Origin of the sequence: Roseibium sp. SCP15 (genome assembly GCF_040329435.1) — a bacterium.
GTDB lineage: Bacteria > Pseudomonadota > Alphaproteobacteria > Rhizobiales > Stappiaceae > Roseibium.
The window spans coordinates 115,587-129,838 of the sequence record NZ_JBDZYI010000002.1 but is presented as its reverse complement, the minus strand read 5'-3'; the positions used below and the strand labels follow the sequence as shown (position 1 = coordinate 129,838).

Sequence of the window (14,252 nt, the reverse complement as noted above, 5' to 3'; positions counted from 1 at the left end):
CCCGGTCCCTGTGGCCGGGGTTTCTGCTTTGATGAACCATCGCTGCACCAACGTCCAGGCCTTCGGGTGAGGCGCGGAACTGTTGCTCCTGCGCCACTCAGCGCCCATTGATGTGTCGAGTTCGCGGATTAAAGCTATGCAACCCTAAAATGCTGTGCCATTCGAATTTCGCCTGCATGGTTTCTGTAAACAGAGCCTATGCTTCCATAGGTGATGGAGAGAAGGTGTGAGTTCGACCGGACCAGAGACGAATTATCAGTCATTGGTGATCTGCACTTCGCCGCGCAGTGGCAGCACCTTGTTGTGCAAGCTTCTTGCAGCAACAGGAAAAGCGGGAAATCCGAACTCTCATTTTCATGAACCTTCGCTCGACAAATGGCTGAAGTCGTACGACCTTTCTGCCGAGGAATTTTCCAGTGACCTTCAGCGGTTGGAAGCGGTCTTCAAGGCTGCGAAAGAGCTGGGAACCAACGGAACGGGCATGTTCGCCCTTAGGATGCAAAGAAAGAGCTTTGACTTCTTTTCCAGGCAACTGGAAATCCTGCATCCTGGACTGTCGACCGATCGTGCCCGGATCGAAGCGGCCTTTGGCAGGACCCTGTTCATTCACCTGACGCGCAAAGACAAGATTGCCCAGGCAGTCTCCTTTGTGAAGGCCACTCAATCCGGCCTTTGGCACAGGTCCGCCGACGGCACGGAACTGGAACGGCTTTCCGAGCCCCGGGATCCCGTCTATGACGCAGAGCAGATAGCCAGCCACTTCCGGCAAATGAACACTTATGAAGAAGAGTGGGCGCGTTGGTTTTCCGCAGAGCGGATTGATCCCTTGCGAATAACCTATGACGAACTCTCTTCAGACCCGGAAGCCGTTCTGATACGCATTTTCGATGCTCTTGGCTTTGAACACGAGGCGGCGCAGGGAATTGCGCCTCCTGTGGCCAGACTGTCTGATGCGACCAACCGGGAGTGGATTGACAGGTTTGCAATGGAGCTGCGTGAAGGCAACGTTTAACGGACAGGCGGTCACCCGCCTCTGGCAAGTGTGCCCATGAAACCGGCGGCACTCATCAAGGCCGCGCCACTCAATCTGTTCAGGACCTTGGGATGACTGCGCAGAAAGCCGAGCAGCCGCTTGGCGCCGACCGCGTAAAGCATGACGAAGGTGAAATCCAGCACGGCCATGGTCGGACACATGACCATCAACTGATGCGTGAGGTTGGCTGAGGGATCGATAAACTGCGGAAAAAACGCAGTAAAGAAAATCAGTGCCTTAGGGTTGCCGAATGCTACGAGAAAACCGGATGCGAATAAACGTACCGGGCGTGCATTTGCAGCGCCAGTCTGCAAGCCATCCAGCCGTGGTTCCGAGCGCCAAAGGCGTAGGCTCATGTCGATCAGGGTCAGAACGCCTGCCCATTTGATCACCTGAAATGCAAGTTCGGAACTGGCGATCACGATACCGAGCCCCACTGCGACGAGCAGCATCTGAAGCATGTTGGCGAAGATGTCGCCAAGAGCTGTAAACAGCGTTTTCCTTGTGCCGTAGTTGAGCGAGTGAACGACCCCCAGAAGAATGCTGGGGCCGGGAGTGACGGTCAGGATCAGGGAAGCTGCGACGAAGGCGAGCCAGATTTCAAGAGACATGAAGCGAATCCGGAAGGAGAGGGAATTAAGATGCGCGATAATTCTCAGACATGTGTTACATAAAAAAATAACCTGAAGTTATAACGTTGAGTTCTTTCATGAATGAGACCGACATTCCCCTGACAATCGCCCGCGCTCTCAAATTGATCCTGGAAACGGGCAGCGTTTCCGAGGCTGCGCGTTCGCTCAACGTGAGCCAACCTGCCATCAGCAAAGGGATTTCCCAGTTGGAAAGACGATTTGGAATGCCGTTGTTACAGCGGGGGGCGAGACCGTTGAACCTCACGGACGAAGGGCAAATGCTTGCCGACTATGCCGAACGAGCCGGATTGTTGCAAAAACAGGTTCTCCAGAACCTGGATGAAGCTGCAAACAACCGTTTGGGCGCCGTCCGCCTCGGGTCCTTTGGCTCTTCCGCAAGCTTCCAGATTCTGCCGAAAACGTTGGCCGCGTTCGCTCGGAGGTACCCGGGCATTTCGGTTGAAATTCTTGAATTTCCCGATGGGGAGTTGCAACAGATGCTGGAGGACGGAATTGTCGATATGGCGATCATGACGGTTCCGCAGGACGATGGGCTCGACATCATTCCGGTCGCGACTGACAAGCTTGTCGCGATCCTGGAGACCGGCCATCCACTGGCTGAAAAACCGAGCGTAAGCGCTGCCGAATTGGCTGCTCATCCGTTTATTCTCACCAAGGGAGGCAGCGGTCCGCTGGTGGAACGTTGGTTCGCCGCTGCAGGTCAGGCACCACGAACGGTGCACACGGTTCTTCAGATAAATTCGATTTTGGCGCTGGTTGAGGCCGGACTGGGCGTTTCAGTCATTGCGGAATTGGCTCTGCCGGAAGGGTCGGGCAACTATCGCGCCCTGCCGCTGCACCCTGAAGCGCCGAGGTCTATCGGGTTTGTTCGCAAGGAGAAATCCGCAAGGTCAACCGCAGTGGATAGGTTCTGGAAATTCTGCTCACGTTTCGACTATTAGCGCTTTCTCAAATCAGCCGTCGTTCCGGTCGAGAGATTTCACGCCAATCAGCACTCGCGAGGCGGCGGAAATCAGACAGACGACAGTGAACACCCACGCAAGAACCGCGAACCAGTCCGGAAACAGTGCCATCAGCAGAAACAGGGTAATGGTCTCGGTACCCTCAGCAAGACCGCCGAGATAGTAGAGCGATTTCTTGCCTTGCCTGTCAGTGGAAAGGCCACGTCTTTCAGCCATGATCGCAAAGGCCAGGAAGGCGGAGCCGTTTGCATAAAAACTGCAAAGAAGCGCTGCTGCCGGCAGCGCATTGGCTTCCGGGTTCTGGATTGCAAAGGCAAGCGGGATGGCACCATAGAAGAAGAAGTCGAGCGTGATGTCCAGGTAGCCACCGAGATCGGTTTTCCCGACGGCTCTTGCGACCGCTCCGTCCAGCCCGTCCGCAAATCGGTTCAGCGCAATCAGAAAAAATCCGAGCAGAAATTCACCAAGGGCAATTGAGATTGCAGCTCCCAGACCAAGTACAAATCCTACCAGAGTGACACTATTGGGGCTTATGCCGGCATTTGCCAGGTGCCGCCCCATCCGGTTCAAAGGTGGGTCTATCAGAGGGCGCAGACAGGCATCGAGCATGGATTGGACACTTGGTTCTGGTAAATTTCAGCGCTGTACATGCAAAATCCTTCCGGAAATCACAAGTAAGTCTCTTTCACGCTTACGTCATTCGCCCTATAAGCCCCACCTGAAAGAACAGGATCGAAGCGTACAAGCTCCAGCCTGAAAGCAAAGGAACAACCGTGTCCGGCAGTTATAGCGCCACTACCGATGGGATCGAAGTCTCTGTTGAACCGTTTTATCTGGACGATGAATCGAAGCCGGAGGAAAGCGAGTTCATTTGGGCCTACATGGTGGAGATCCATAACGGCACTTCCGAGCCTGTGCAGCTGAAATCGCGCTACTGGCAGATTACCGACGGTCTCGGCCGCTCGGAAGTCGTGAGCGGGGAAGGGGTCGTCGGTGAACAGCCTGTGATCGAGCCCGGCGAGACTTACGAATATTCTTCGCATTGTCCGCTTTCAACCGACAACGGCATCATGGCCGGCTCTTATTCCATGGAGCGGCCCGACGGAACGCTTTTCGAAGTGATGATCCCGGCTTTTTCCCTTGATCTGCCGGATGCTATCCGCAGCCTGAACTGAGAGTGCCGGCGGGCCTTTAGATACTCGCGAGGCCGCCGACAAATCCAATGAGAAGCCAGAGAATCCACTTCTGGCGATTAAAGGCCGTAAGCAGTGTCACAAAGAGCGCTGCAAAGAGCACGTAGATCGCGTGTCCGGCAAATCCCGTACCAAGCACCCATGCAAAAAGATCAGGGTCGCGGTCCTTGGCGAGGTGAAAATGATCCTCGGCAAACATCACGAGCGAATCGGCCATTACGCCAAACATCCATCCACTGAGTGCGATCAGCATGCGGAAACCCCAATTCACCGGTTTCTGCTGTGGGGCATTGATAACGCGCCGGGCGCGTTGCGCAGCCCTTTGCTGAATGGCGACTTGCTGTCGATGCCGCCTCAGCGGGTAACGCACACTGACGTGACTTCCGAAAGAGGAATTGCTCATTCCCGGTCTCCACACCCCGCAGCGCCAGGTTCGGCGTTTGCGACACTCGATAGTTTTGGAGACGCTGCTCCCCGGCATGGTCATAGGGCGGCAAATCTTTACGGAGCGGAAAAAAGGTTACTCAAATTTTAACGAATTGGTGCAGCATTTGTCGTCAGGTTTGCTGGAGGCGTAGAAAAGCTGTCGGCTGCGCGTTGCTTCTTCAGGTCCGACCACCGACGGCGGCTGACCGGTATCCGGTCTCCGTTGGTCATCAGGCAGCTGTAGGCACTGCCCGAACGCTCGACATTCTTGACGTGCGAAAGATTGATCCAGTGGGAACGGTGGCACTGCAAACCGTTGAGATGTTCAAGCTTTTCAACGCAATCTGAAAATCTTTCGGTTATGAGAGCGCGGCCCTGGCTAGTGACGATTTCAACATAGTGATCTTGCGCGGCCATCCTGATGAGGTCCTCGCCAAGATCTGCTGAAACACCTTCCATCAGATCGCTCAGTTTCGGCGGAGCCGGATGAACTGTGTTGGTGGAAGCTCCAGAGACGTCGTTTACGGTTTCCGGATTTTGCCTGGCCTCCCGGCGGAAGAGGAAAGCCACGATGACCGCCAGCAGCAAGATCAGCGGAGCAATCGCAACCACTTCATCCAGATAAAGCGCCGGGAAGCTGGACAAGGTGAGAGCTTCTTCGTCGGGATTCCCGAAACCATGATCCAGGAGAAGGGAGAATGGAGCAAACAGGAATGGCAACAGCGGTACTGACACGATCAGCGCACGTAACTCGGTAAGTCCCGCTTTCATGGCCAGCGTCACCGAGACGAGATAAAGCCCGGCTGCAAAGAAGAAATGTGTGAACCACAATCCGAAAGCCACGAGGATCGGCAGCCCGGCCGTGTGATCGGGCTCCAGCACCATCGCGATACAGGTGCCGACGAGTGCCGTCAGAGCAATGTTTTTGACCACTGCCAGCCGGTGAAGGCCGGTTGATGAAGGATCGCTCGTCATCATTTTTCGAAGTTACCAGCATCTTCGCGAACGGTCGACCTGCGACCATTCGCGAATTGAAACCTTCCGCTCACGCGGTAGCCCGATCTTTGGCGTATTTTGAGTGGCCATTTCAAGACGCAGTCTCCAGTTCTCGCTCAAAATCAACCGACCAACTGGAGGTCAAATGGATCGCTACGTTTTCTCGGCCCGTGTGTTGCACTGGCTTATGGCCGTAGGCTTTTTGTTCATGTGGGTGAGTGGCTTTGCAATGGCCAATATCGTCCCGGAAGACACTGCCCTGGAAGAGCAGCTGTTCGGGCTGCATATTTCCATCGGTGTGACGCTCTTGTTTCTCCTGATCCTGCGGATCGGAATCAGGTTGCTCAACACGCCGCCCGCGCTGCCGGCAGAGTTTCCGGCTTGGGAAAAACTTGGCGCGCATCTGGGGCACTTTGCACTCTATCTCCTGCCAGCCCTCGTGATCCTCGTCGGATGGGCGGAAAGTGACTTTGGTGGCCACGGCGTGCACTGGTTTGGAGTGGCAATGCCCAAGATCTTCCCAACCATGGAAATGTTGGGAACACTGAACGTCGAGGATGCATCAGAGCTTCTGCATGAACTGTTTGCATACCTGATGCTGTTCGTGGCGGTCGTTCATATCGCAGCGGTTGTGAAGCACAAATGGGTCGACGGCCACGATGTCATGAGCCGCATGACCTTCCGCTAATGCAAATCAGGCGGAGTTCAACTCGAACTCCGCCTGATTTCTTCAACCTGCGGATGCCTGCAGGGCACCCAGGATTTCGTTCAAACCGTCCGGTGACGTGCGATAGCACCGCGCTCGATGGCAGCCACCGTCAGCTTGTCGAGACTGAAGCGGTCGCGCAACAACTGAAGAATACGAAGCTCTTCCTGTTCGACATGCAGGTCCGCTGCAGCGACCTCGACCGCAAGCGCGTAGGCCGTGTCGTAAAGCTTCGTCGGAAGGACGTCACCAACCAGCTCCAGCACCAGGGAAAGACCGTTGTCTTCCTGGAGGATGTCGCCGCAGCGCTGGGCCGCCGGAATGATCTTGTTGCCGTCATAGTTCTGGAAAACAGGCAGCATCTTGATCATGTCGCCGATAGTGGCCAGTTCGTTGTCGGTCATTGAATTGTCGGATGCAGATACGATGACCATGACATAGATGAGCGCTTCCTGAACGCTGATCGGCTCATTGTTAGACACTATTCAAACTCCAGTTATGCCGGTTTCAAGGCAATTTGAACGAACGGTGTAAAGGGTTGACGCTGAAGCTTCAAGTCACGGACTTGCGACAATTTATTGACTGCGGGCTCCGGCTTTTCTAGTGTCGCGCCGCAGCATACGGCCAAATGGCATGAAAACCTGCCGGTGTTGCTTCGTTTCCATTCAAATCAACAGAACGATATTCGAACATGACCGATCAATCCCTGCCTCCGCTTGACCTTTCGCAAGACTTTGTCGAGGCGGCCACAAAATCGAAAGCGTGGCCGTTTGAAGAAGCGCGAAAACTGGTCAAACGGATCGAAAAACGGGATCCGGGCAAACCGGTATTGTTCGAAACGGGTTATGGGCCGTCCGGCCTGCCGCACATCGGCACGTTCGGCGAAGTGCTGCGCACGACCATGGTGCGGACAGCCTTTCGCCTGCTGACAGAAGACAAAATCCCGACCCGGTTGCTCTGCTTCTCCGACGACATGGACGGCATGCGCAAGATCCCGGAGAACGTTCCGGATCGCGCGGCGCTTGAGCCTTATCTGCAAATGCCGCTGAGCGCTGTACCGAACCCGTTCGGCGGCGACTATGACAGCTTTGCCGCGCACAACAACGCCATGCTGCGCCGGTTCCTGGACACGTTTGGCTTCGAATACGAGTTTGCCAGTGCAACTGAGTACTACAAGTCCGGCAAATTCGATGATGTGCTGATCCGGGCGACCGAGAAGTACCAGAAGATCATGGACGTGATGCTGCCGACCCTCGGGGAAGAGCGCCAGGCAACCTATTCGCCGTTCCTGCCGATCTCGCCGGCATCCGGACGTGTGCTCTACGTGCCGATGAAGGATGTGAATGCCAAGGACGGAACGATCACCTTCGAGGATGAGACTGGCGAGGACATCACGGTGCCGGTGACCGGCGGCAAGGTGAAGCTGCAGTGGAAGCCGGATTTCGGCATGCGTTGGGCTGCACTTGACGTCGATTTCGAGATGTTCGGCAAGGATCACATGACCAATGCGCCGATCTACGACAAGATCTGCAACATTCTGGGCGGCAAGGCTCCGGAGCACTACGTCTATGAGCTATTCCTGGACGAGAAGGGTGAGAAGATCTCCAAGTCGAAAGGCAATGGCCTGACCATCGATGAGTGGTTGACCTATGCCGCGCCGGAGAGCCTCGCGCTTTATAACTACCAGAAGCCGAAAACAGCCAAGAAGCTCTATTTCGACGTCATCCCGAAGGCGGTGGACGAATATTACACCTTTGTCCAGAAATACGATCAGATGCCGATTGAGCAGAAGCTGCAGAACCCGGCCTGGCATATCCACTCCGGTAACATTCCGAAGATCGATATGCCTGTGCCGTTTGCCATGTTGTTGAACCTGGTGTCGGCGTCGAACGCGGAAAACAAGGACGTTCTGTGGGCGTTCATTTCCCGCTATGCACCGGGTGTAACTGCTGAAACCCATCCGGAACTGGATGCGCTGGTAGGCTATGCGATCCGCTACTTCGACGATTTCGTCAAGCCGATGAAGTCCTTCAAGACGCCGGACGATGTCGAGCGGACAGCTCTGGAACAGCTTGATGCGAAGCTTGCGGAACTGCCTGCGGACGCGGACGGTGCGACCATTCAGGACGCCGTCCTCGACGTTGCCCGCGCGATCGAACGGTATCAGGACCCGAAAAAGAAGGGTCCGGACGGCGGTCCGGGTGTTTCCGTAGCCTGGTTCTCCGCTCTCTATCAGCTGCTGCTCGGTCAGGAAAAAGGACCGCGTTTCGGTTCCTTCGTTGCGCTCTACGGCATCGCCGAGACCCGCGAGATGATCCGCAAGGCTCTGGCCGGCGAGCTGGCTGTCTGAAACTCGCATTCATGCGAATGAATGAAGGCAGGGCAGGCCCCTGCCTTCATTTTTTTATCGGCTTCAGTTCAGTTATCTGAAGCGATGGTGCGTACACGGTCGGCGCTGGCTTCGAGTCCCTCGGCAATGAGTTGGGCGACACCCAGATCCTTCAGCTTTAGCAGTCCTGCTGCAGTCGTTCCCTTGTAGTCGACCATTTCCTGAACATATGTGGCGGGTGACCGCTCTTCCGCCGACATGATTTGGCTGCTTGCAAAAAGGAGCTGATTGACGGCTTTTTCTGCAATTTCTGGAGTTATGCTGTGTGTGATCGCGTATTGAACCATGCAGTCAGCAAAGAAAGCAGCGAATCCGGGAACCGGACCGGTTAGAACAGTGAAGGTTTCAATCTGATCTTCCTCCGGAACCTCGTCCGAGGCTCCCACCGCTGACAACAATGACCGAACGTGTTCGCGGTCCCCAAAGGACAGTTCAGATCGTGAGAACCAGGGAGAATAGGCCAGCCGCCTACGGGCAGCAGGGCTGGACATTGCTCTGACCACTTTCCGAGATCCCGTCAATACCGATATCTGCTCGTGCGAAACTCCGGCCATAACTGAAATTACGAGTTTGTCGGGAACAGTAATTCCAATAGAACCGGAGAGTGCCGGTGGAACAGAAAGAATGATCACGTCGCAGTTGTCTGCCAGTTTTTGATTTGACGACGTGCAATTCACCTCGGGCCATTTTTCAAAGACAGACGTCCGACCCGATCTGTTGGAAATCCAAAGGTTTGCCTGCGCCAGGATGCCGCTCTCGAGCCAGCAGAGAGCCAAGGCGCTTCCAAGCTGACCTGTGCCACCGACAATTCCAACCTTTAGATTTTCAGACATAGCCTGCTCCGATTTCAACCATCCCGAGGCAACGTTAGACGATCCCGCTTTACGGGGATATGAAACATGTGGTTCGGCAGGAAAGGCAACCGATCAATCGGCGCCGTCTCGTCATTTCCAAACGGTCACAATGACGGGACCCAAAAGCTGTCTTGGGTACGCAAAAAAGACCGCATCCGATTGGACGCGGTCTTTATTCACCTTGTGGCGTTCAGATTTGGTCTATTTGCTGTCGCCGAAGAACTGAACGCCGGTGGTGTCACCGTCTGACCAGACCGTACGGCCAAGACGCTCTTTGCCTTGAAAGTTCACGCTGACGGTCTTGCCCGGTTCGCTGCCTTCCAGCCCCTTCACACCAATGCCGGTTCGGGACACGTTTTCCACTTCCACGGTCTGGCAACTGCCATTGAGGTGCACTTCCGCCGCGCCGGAAGCAGAATGTCTTGGGGACTGGCGGGGCTCCGCGTCTTTGAGTTCTTCGTCCATCGCGACAGAAAGCTGCTTGAGGCCTTCCACGACCACGTTGCTTGCCTTGTCGAGCTCCGCGAGAGCTTCAAACGCGTCCGACAGCCTGCCGTCTTCTGCGGCGCTCAAGGCGCGGTGTCCGGCGTCGTGGACCGTCTTGTGCGGTTGAACGAGGCTCTTGAATGCGGGGTGAGAGCGGATCTTGTCGTTCTTGATACCATCATACCACTTGCCGAGGCGGCAGTGATGGTGGTCAGGCATGGCGGACGACGTCCAGTCATCGTGGCCTGTCACGGTATCGACAACTCGCTTCTTGAACAGAACGTGGTCGATCCGGGCCATCTCAACCAGCGATTTGTCGGAGTCTTCGTCGTAGAACGTCTTTGCGTTCTCGCCGAAATGGTTGTTGCTTTCACGCAGAATTCTCTGCATGTCGGTGAGCTGGAGATCTGTGTTCCGGTTGGATTCAGCCACGTTGGACACGTTTTGTGCAATTTCGTGACTGGCTTCCTTCTGCTGGTGCAGGATCTCGGTAATCTGGGTCACGCGTTCCGAAACGTTGCCAACCATGCCGTCGATCGACTGCATGATTTCGTTGGCGGACCCGATGGCATCTTCGCCGTTCTTGATCGCACTTTCCGAACTGTGGATCGCAGACTGAATGGTCTGCATGCCCTCGGTCAAAGCTTCGATCCGTTTCGCGATGTCTTCCGTAGCCTTGCCGGTCTGCGATGCCAGCGTCTTGACTTCCGAGGCAACGACGGCAAATCCCTTGCCCGCTTCCCCCGCGCGCGCCGCCTCGATCGTGGCGTTCAGCGCCAGGAGATTGGTCTGGTCGGCGATGGACTGGATGACCGAGAGAAATTCGCTGATCTGCGAGGCAGCCGCGTTCAGGTCAGTCAGGCTCCTGGAGGTCTGCTGCGATGTGGACGCAATGTCCCCGATCGCTTCGGAGACGGCTGCCATCTTGGTCAGCCCATCCTTGGCTGCGCCGTTGGTGGAATTCGCTTCCTCTGCAGCGCCTTCACTGTTTTCCGAAATCTGTCCGATCGATGCCACAAGCTCGTCTGCCGCCGTTGAGATCGACTGGCTGTTGGCGTTGGCTTCCTTCGTGTTGCGGGACAGCAGTGCCATGGCCATGACCAGCTCGTTGAGCTCACATATGGTGTTTGCGGTGGTGCGCAGATTGATCAGGCCGACTGTCTCGCGCTCTTCCACTTCCTCGATCTGACGTTGCTCGGATTCAAAGGCCCGTTGCGCCAGGATCATGTCCAGGAAAAAACGCGTGACAACTGCCTGAAGCGTGTCGATCATCGCCGATTGAGAGAACCGGTGCTTCTTGACGATCACCGGGATGGCTTCGTTCAGCAGTCTGCCAAAAGCGGACATCAGCCATTCCGCTTTCAGTCCTATACGAACATGCGCCTGTCCGATGCGAGCAGCCTGTCCGACGAACTCCAGATCAGGTTCGTTGTTGAAGATATAGTCCCAATGCTTTGTCTGGGCGCCTTTGAGCGGAGAAGTATTTTGGCTGTTGCGACCCATCTTCTCACGAAGCTCGTCCAGCGAAAGAAGGTCGTCGTAAAAGCGGTTGAGAATTTCAGGAAGCGCGGGCTGCAGGGACTTCCAGGCCTTCTGTGCGGACGTGGTATTACTTCCAGTTGCCGACATAAACTTGATATATTTTGTAATATTGTCGGTTTCTACTGTTTTTTTATTATAAGTTGCGTGCATTTTGGGTGGCTCGTGAGGCGGGTGGGGGGGTGTGGATTGAATTTGAGCCTGCTGTGTAAATAAACTTCTAATAATAGTTGAGTAAACTCATACGTATAAATCCTAGTATACTTTGGTATTGGTGGTGGCAGGGGCAAGCCGTAACAACGTGCAAAAGCAGTCAGGTTGCTGCCATTGCACGATGCTTTGAGCTTACAAATGCCGCGGATCTATTGAAGCGGTGAGCCGGGCAGTAGCCCCGGATCTGTGCTGAGCCCGTCGTCGGATGGCTGCTCGGGATCGGTCTGCAGACTCCATTCGACGATCTCCGGAGCGAGCTCTTCAAGACCTGGCAAGGGAGCGTTGGGATCGCTGTCCCAGCTGGAGGAAGGAAGTTCCGTGAGCCATTCTGACTGCCACTTGCCGATTTTCTTTTCCCTGGCGGCAAGCGCCAATTCTACCAACTCCTGAGGCGCGTCAGCTGTCGGATCGGCCCAGCCATAGCGGATCAGTCGCGAGCTCAGGTCGAATTTGCCTCTCCAGCAAGATGCAAGTATGTGCTGCGGACCCAGTTCCTCGATCTTCTTGCAGGTCACCTTGAACTGTCTGATCAGGCCTCTGAGAAACGTTTGCGCTCGCGCGCCACAGGGCCAGGTTCCGCCCAGCCGGGAAACGCAGGTTTCTTCACGTGCCAGCGGCACGATATGGGCAAGTGTTACCGTCAGTTTGTCAGATTTTATGTGTCCACTGTCCAGAACCTGCACGCGGCGCAGGTGAAGCGGTCCGTCCGGGATAGGCTCAACGGGTGGATCCTTCAGTTCCTGGTATCGCTTGGAAGGTTCGATGCGCTTCAGGTTGCCGGTGACCCTGGGTGCCGAAACACCGTCCGGCGAGACATTGCGGATGTTGCCGGGCAGGGGCGCAGCGGAGGCTGTTTCCTGGTTCTGGGATTTGGGTGGGTGGGGTACCTCTTCGTCTACCGCAGTTTCCGCGAACGTTCCCGGCTGCTTTGCCTGTGCGATGCTCTCATCGGTGGGCTCAGGTGGATCGCTCAGCAACAGCCAGGCAACAAGACCGCAGGAGACGGTCAGTAGAATTACGGGCACCAAAAGCGGCCGGAGCTTCATTGCGGGGTCACTCGTCTTTGCTGGCTCTTCGACATAATACGGGCTGTTGTTTGGAATTCCGAGAGTTCAATTCAAAGCTGTGCCGATTTTTCCCTGCCAAATCGTCAATCTTCCGCAAAAGAAGCGCTGCTCAACTTGTTCCACGTGACCCTCTTGGGTAGTAGTGAGCGCGCAAGTTCGGCGCTGGCTGCATCAATAGCAGTCGGTCGGGATAGACGAGTGATTGGAACTGAGTGCACACATGACCCTGATTTTTAAGATTGTCCCACGGTCCCTCTGGCAGGAGGCTGTTGAAGCAGGTGTGTTCAAGGGAGCGCCGGTCGATCTGGCAGACGGGTTCATTCATTTTTCCAGCGCTGAACAGGTGCGCGAGACGGCCTCAAAGCACTTTGCCAACATTCCCGACCTCCTGATTGCGGCTTTTGATGACAGCGCCCTTGGAGACCAGCTCAAGTGGGAACCATCTCGCGGTGGCGCGCTGTTTCCTCATTTATATGCCGACCTGGATCCGGCCTCTGCATTATGGGTGAAGGACCTGCCGTTATCCGGCGATGGAACTCACCTCTTTCCGGAGCTCGGTCAATGACACTGCGCTGGCTTGAAAACGCAGCCCTGAAGGGTCTTCAGAAACTGGATGCGGAAACCGCGCACCGAATGACTGTTCTGGCGCTGAAGTCCGGTCTGCTTCCTGGGAGTGGAACTGGGGTAGATCCGCGCCTTTCGATCAAGCTCTGGGACCTGACATTTCCAAATCCCGTCGGCATGGCTGCCGGGTTCGACAAAAATGGCGAAGTTCCCGATGCGCTTCTCAATCTTGGATTTGGATTTACAGAAGTTGGGTCAGTGACACCAAGACCCCAACCCGGAAACCCCAAACCACGCGTGTTTCGCCTTCCCGCCGATCAGGGTGTTATCAATCGATACGGTTTCAACAATGAAGGGCACGCGGCCCTGCGCCGCCGCCTGAACGCTCGCGCCAGATTGACTGGTATCGTTGGGATCAATGTCGGGGCCAACAAGGATGCGGAAGATCGGGTGGCCGATTATGTTTCCGGTATCTATGAATTTGCCGACATGGCGTCGTATTTCACGGTCAATATCTCATCACCGAACACGCCCGGGTTGAGAGATCTGCAGGGGCGGTCGGCACTTGCGGAACTGCTCACCGGAGTAATCACCGCCAGGGACGAATGCACCCGCAAGCTTGGCCGCCACGTGCCGGTTTTGTTGAAGATTGCGCCGGATGTGGCGGATGAAGATCTGAATGACATAGTCGAGGAAGTCCTCGCCAAGAATGTCGAGGGTCTGATCGTTTCCAATACGACAATCGACCGGGAAGGTCTGAGTGGGGCCGGACCTGCTTCCGAAGCAGGTGGATTGTCAGGACGCCCTTTGTTCCGCAAGTCGACAATCATGCTGGCACGTGCCCGAAAGCTTGCCGGGCCGGACTTGCCGATAATCGGAGTGGGCGGCATCGATAGTGCCGAAACGGCCTGGACCAAGATCACGGCCGGCGCGGATCTGCTTCAGCTCTATTCGTCACTCGTTTTCAAGGGTCCGGCCTTAATCGAAGAGATTGTTACCGGATTGGCATCGAAACTTGACGAACACGGCCTGGGTTCTTTGCGCGAGGCGCGGGACGTCAATGTCGAAGCGTGGGCATCCGAGGCAGTTTAGCGCTGTTGAAGCACCAGAAGATGGCCATGCATCAACCCTGTCCGGATTGCACCGGGAAGGGCGGTGGGTGTCCAATCCG

Annotated in this window: 15 protein-coding genes; 7 read left to right on the top strand and 8 right to left on the bottom strand. The window is 55.6% G+C overall.

Annotation, left to right across the window (positions count from 1 at the left end; genetic code table 11):
• Window positions 1-226: 226 nt before the first annotated feature.
• Window positions 227-1,012, top strand: coding sequence for a Stf0 family sulfotransferase (locus ABLO27_RS07930; protein ID WP_353031872.1), 786 nt, complete (start codon window positions 227-229; stop codon window positions 1,010-1,012).
• An 11-nt stretch (window positions 1,013-1,023) separates the two neighbouring features.
• Here the strand turns inward: ABLO27_RS07930 and ABLO27_RS07925 are convergent, their stop codons facing one another.
• Entirely contained in the window at window positions 1,024-1,644 is a 621-nt protein-coding gene (locus tag ABLO27_RS07925) for a LysE family translocator (protein WP_353031871.1), read from the bottom strand.
• Window positions 1,645-1,742: 98 nt separating this feature from the next.
• Between ABLO27_RS07925 and ABLO27_RS07920 the strand changes: the two genes are divergently transcribed.
• Window positions 1,743-2,627 carry a LysR family transcriptional regulator gene (locus ABLO27_RS07920; RefSeq protein WP_353031870.1) on the top strand — a complete coding sequence of 295 codons (885 nt, stop codon included), beginning with the start codon at window positions 1,743-1,745 and terminating at the stop codon, window positions 2,625-2,627.
• A 12-nt stretch (window positions 2,628-2,639) separates the two neighbouring features.
• Here the strand turns inward: ABLO27_RS07920 and ABLO27_RS07915 are convergent, their stop codons facing one another.
• Window positions 2,640-3,257, bottom strand: a complete 618-nt coding sequence (locus tag ABLO27_RS07915; protein WP_353031869.1) for a CDP-alcohol phosphatidyltransferase family protein — start codon at window positions 3,255-3,257, stop codon at window positions 2,640-2,642.
• A 164-nt stretch (window positions 3,258-3,421) separates the two neighbouring features.
• Between ABLO27_RS07915 and apaG the strand changes: the two genes are divergently transcribed.
• Window positions 3,422-3,823, top strand: a complete 402-nt coding sequence (apaG, locus tag ABLO27_RS07910; protein ID WP_353031867.1) for a Co2+/Mg2+ efflux protein ApaG — start codon at window positions 3,422-3,424, stop codon at window positions 3,821-3,823.
• A 16-nt stretch (window positions 3,824-3,839) separates the two neighbouring features.
• Here the strand turns inward: apaG and ABLO27_RS07905 are convergent, their stop codons facing one another.
• Together ABLO27_RS07905 and ABLO27_RS07900 are read right to left on the bottom strand one after the other, a co-directional pair.
• Window positions 3,840-4,244: a hypothetical protein gene (locus ABLO27_RS07905; protein WP_353031866.1), complete on the bottom strand. Its 405-nt coding sequence runs from the start codon at window positions 4,242-4,244 to the stop codon at window positions 3,840-3,842.
• Window positions 4,245-4,372: 128 nt separating this feature from the next.
• Window positions 4,373-5,245, bottom strand: coding sequence for a LytTR family DNA-binding domain-containing protein (locus ABLO27_RS07900; protein WP_353031865.1), 873 nt, complete (start codon window positions 5,243-5,245; stop codon window positions 4,373-4,375).
• Between the two features lie 163 nt (window positions 5,246-5,408).
• Between ABLO27_RS07900 and ABLO27_RS07895 the strand changes: the two genes are divergently transcribed.
• Window positions 5,409-5,951 (top strand): cytochrome b, encoded by a 543-nt coding sequence (locus ABLO27_RS07895; RefSeq protein ID WP_353031864.1) that lies wholly within the window; start codon window positions 5,409-5,411, stop codon window positions 5,949-5,951.
• A gap of 80 nt (window positions 5,952-6,031) precedes the next feature.
• On the opposite strand, the gene ABLO27_RS07890 is transcribed toward ABLO27_RS07895, so the two are convergent.
• Window positions 6,032-6,403 carry a tellurite resistance TerB family protein gene (locus tag ABLO27_RS07890; RefSeq protein WP_353033491.1) on the bottom strand — a complete coding sequence of 124 codons (372 nt, stop codon included), beginning with the start codon at window positions 6,401-6,403 and terminating at the stop codon, window positions 6,032-6,034.
• A 257-nt stretch (window positions 6,404-6,660) separates the two neighbouring features.
• Here ABLO27_RS07890 and ABLO27_RS07885 point away from each other — a divergent pair, with 257 nt between their 5' ends.
• Window positions 6,661-8,319: a lysine--tRNA ligase gene (locus ABLO27_RS07885; protein ID WP_353031863.1), complete on the top strand. Its 1,659-nt coding sequence runs from the start codon at window positions 6,661-6,663 to the stop codon at window positions 8,317-8,319.
• Between the two features lie 68 nt (window positions 8,320-8,387).
• Here ABLO27_RS07885 and ABLO27_RS07880 read toward each other — a convergent pair whose 3' ends face one another.
• The 3 genes from ABLO27_RS07880 to ABLO27_RS07870 form a co-directional block, all read right to left on the bottom strand.
• The gene (locus ABLO27_RS07880) at window positions 8,388-9,191 is read right to left on the bottom strand and encodes a pyrroline-5-carboxylate reductase family protein (protein ID WP_353031862.1); all 804 of its coding nucleotides are present in this window, start codon (window positions 9,189-9,191) and stop codon (window positions 8,388-8,390) included.
• Window positions 9,192-9,413: 222 nt separating this feature from the next.
• A complete protein-coding gene (locus tag ABLO27_RS07875) occupies window positions 9,414-11,390 on the bottom strand; it encodes a methyl-accepting chemotaxis protein (protein WP_353031861.1) in 1,977 nt (658 codons plus the stop codon).
• Window positions 11,391-11,599: 209 nt separating this feature from the next.
• On the bottom strand, window positions 11,600-12,496 hold the full coding sequence (locus ABLO27_RS07870) for a hypothetical protein (protein WP_353031860.1): 897 nt from the start codon (window positions 12,494-12,496) through the stop codon (window positions 11,600-11,602).
• A gap of 241 nt (window positions 12,497-12,737) precedes the next feature.
• Here ABLO27_RS07870 and ABLO27_RS07865 point away from each other — a divergent pair, with 241 nt between their 5' ends.
• Window positions 12,738-13,082 (top strand): DUF952 domain-containing protein, encoded by a 345-nt coding sequence (locus ABLO27_RS07865; RefSeq protein ID WP_353031859.1) that lies wholly within the window; start codon window positions 12,738-12,740, stop codon window positions 13,080-13,082.
• Window positions 13,079-14,173, top strand: coding sequence for a quinone-dependent dihydroorotate dehydrogenase (locus tag ABLO27_RS07860; protein WP_353031858.1), 1,095 nt, complete (start codon window positions 13,079-13,081; stop codon window positions 14,171-14,173). The genes ABLO27_RS07865 and ABLO27_RS07860 overlap by 4 nt, the downstream gene beginning before the upstream one ends.
• The last annotated feature ends 79 nt before the right edge of the window (window positions 14,174-14,252 follow it).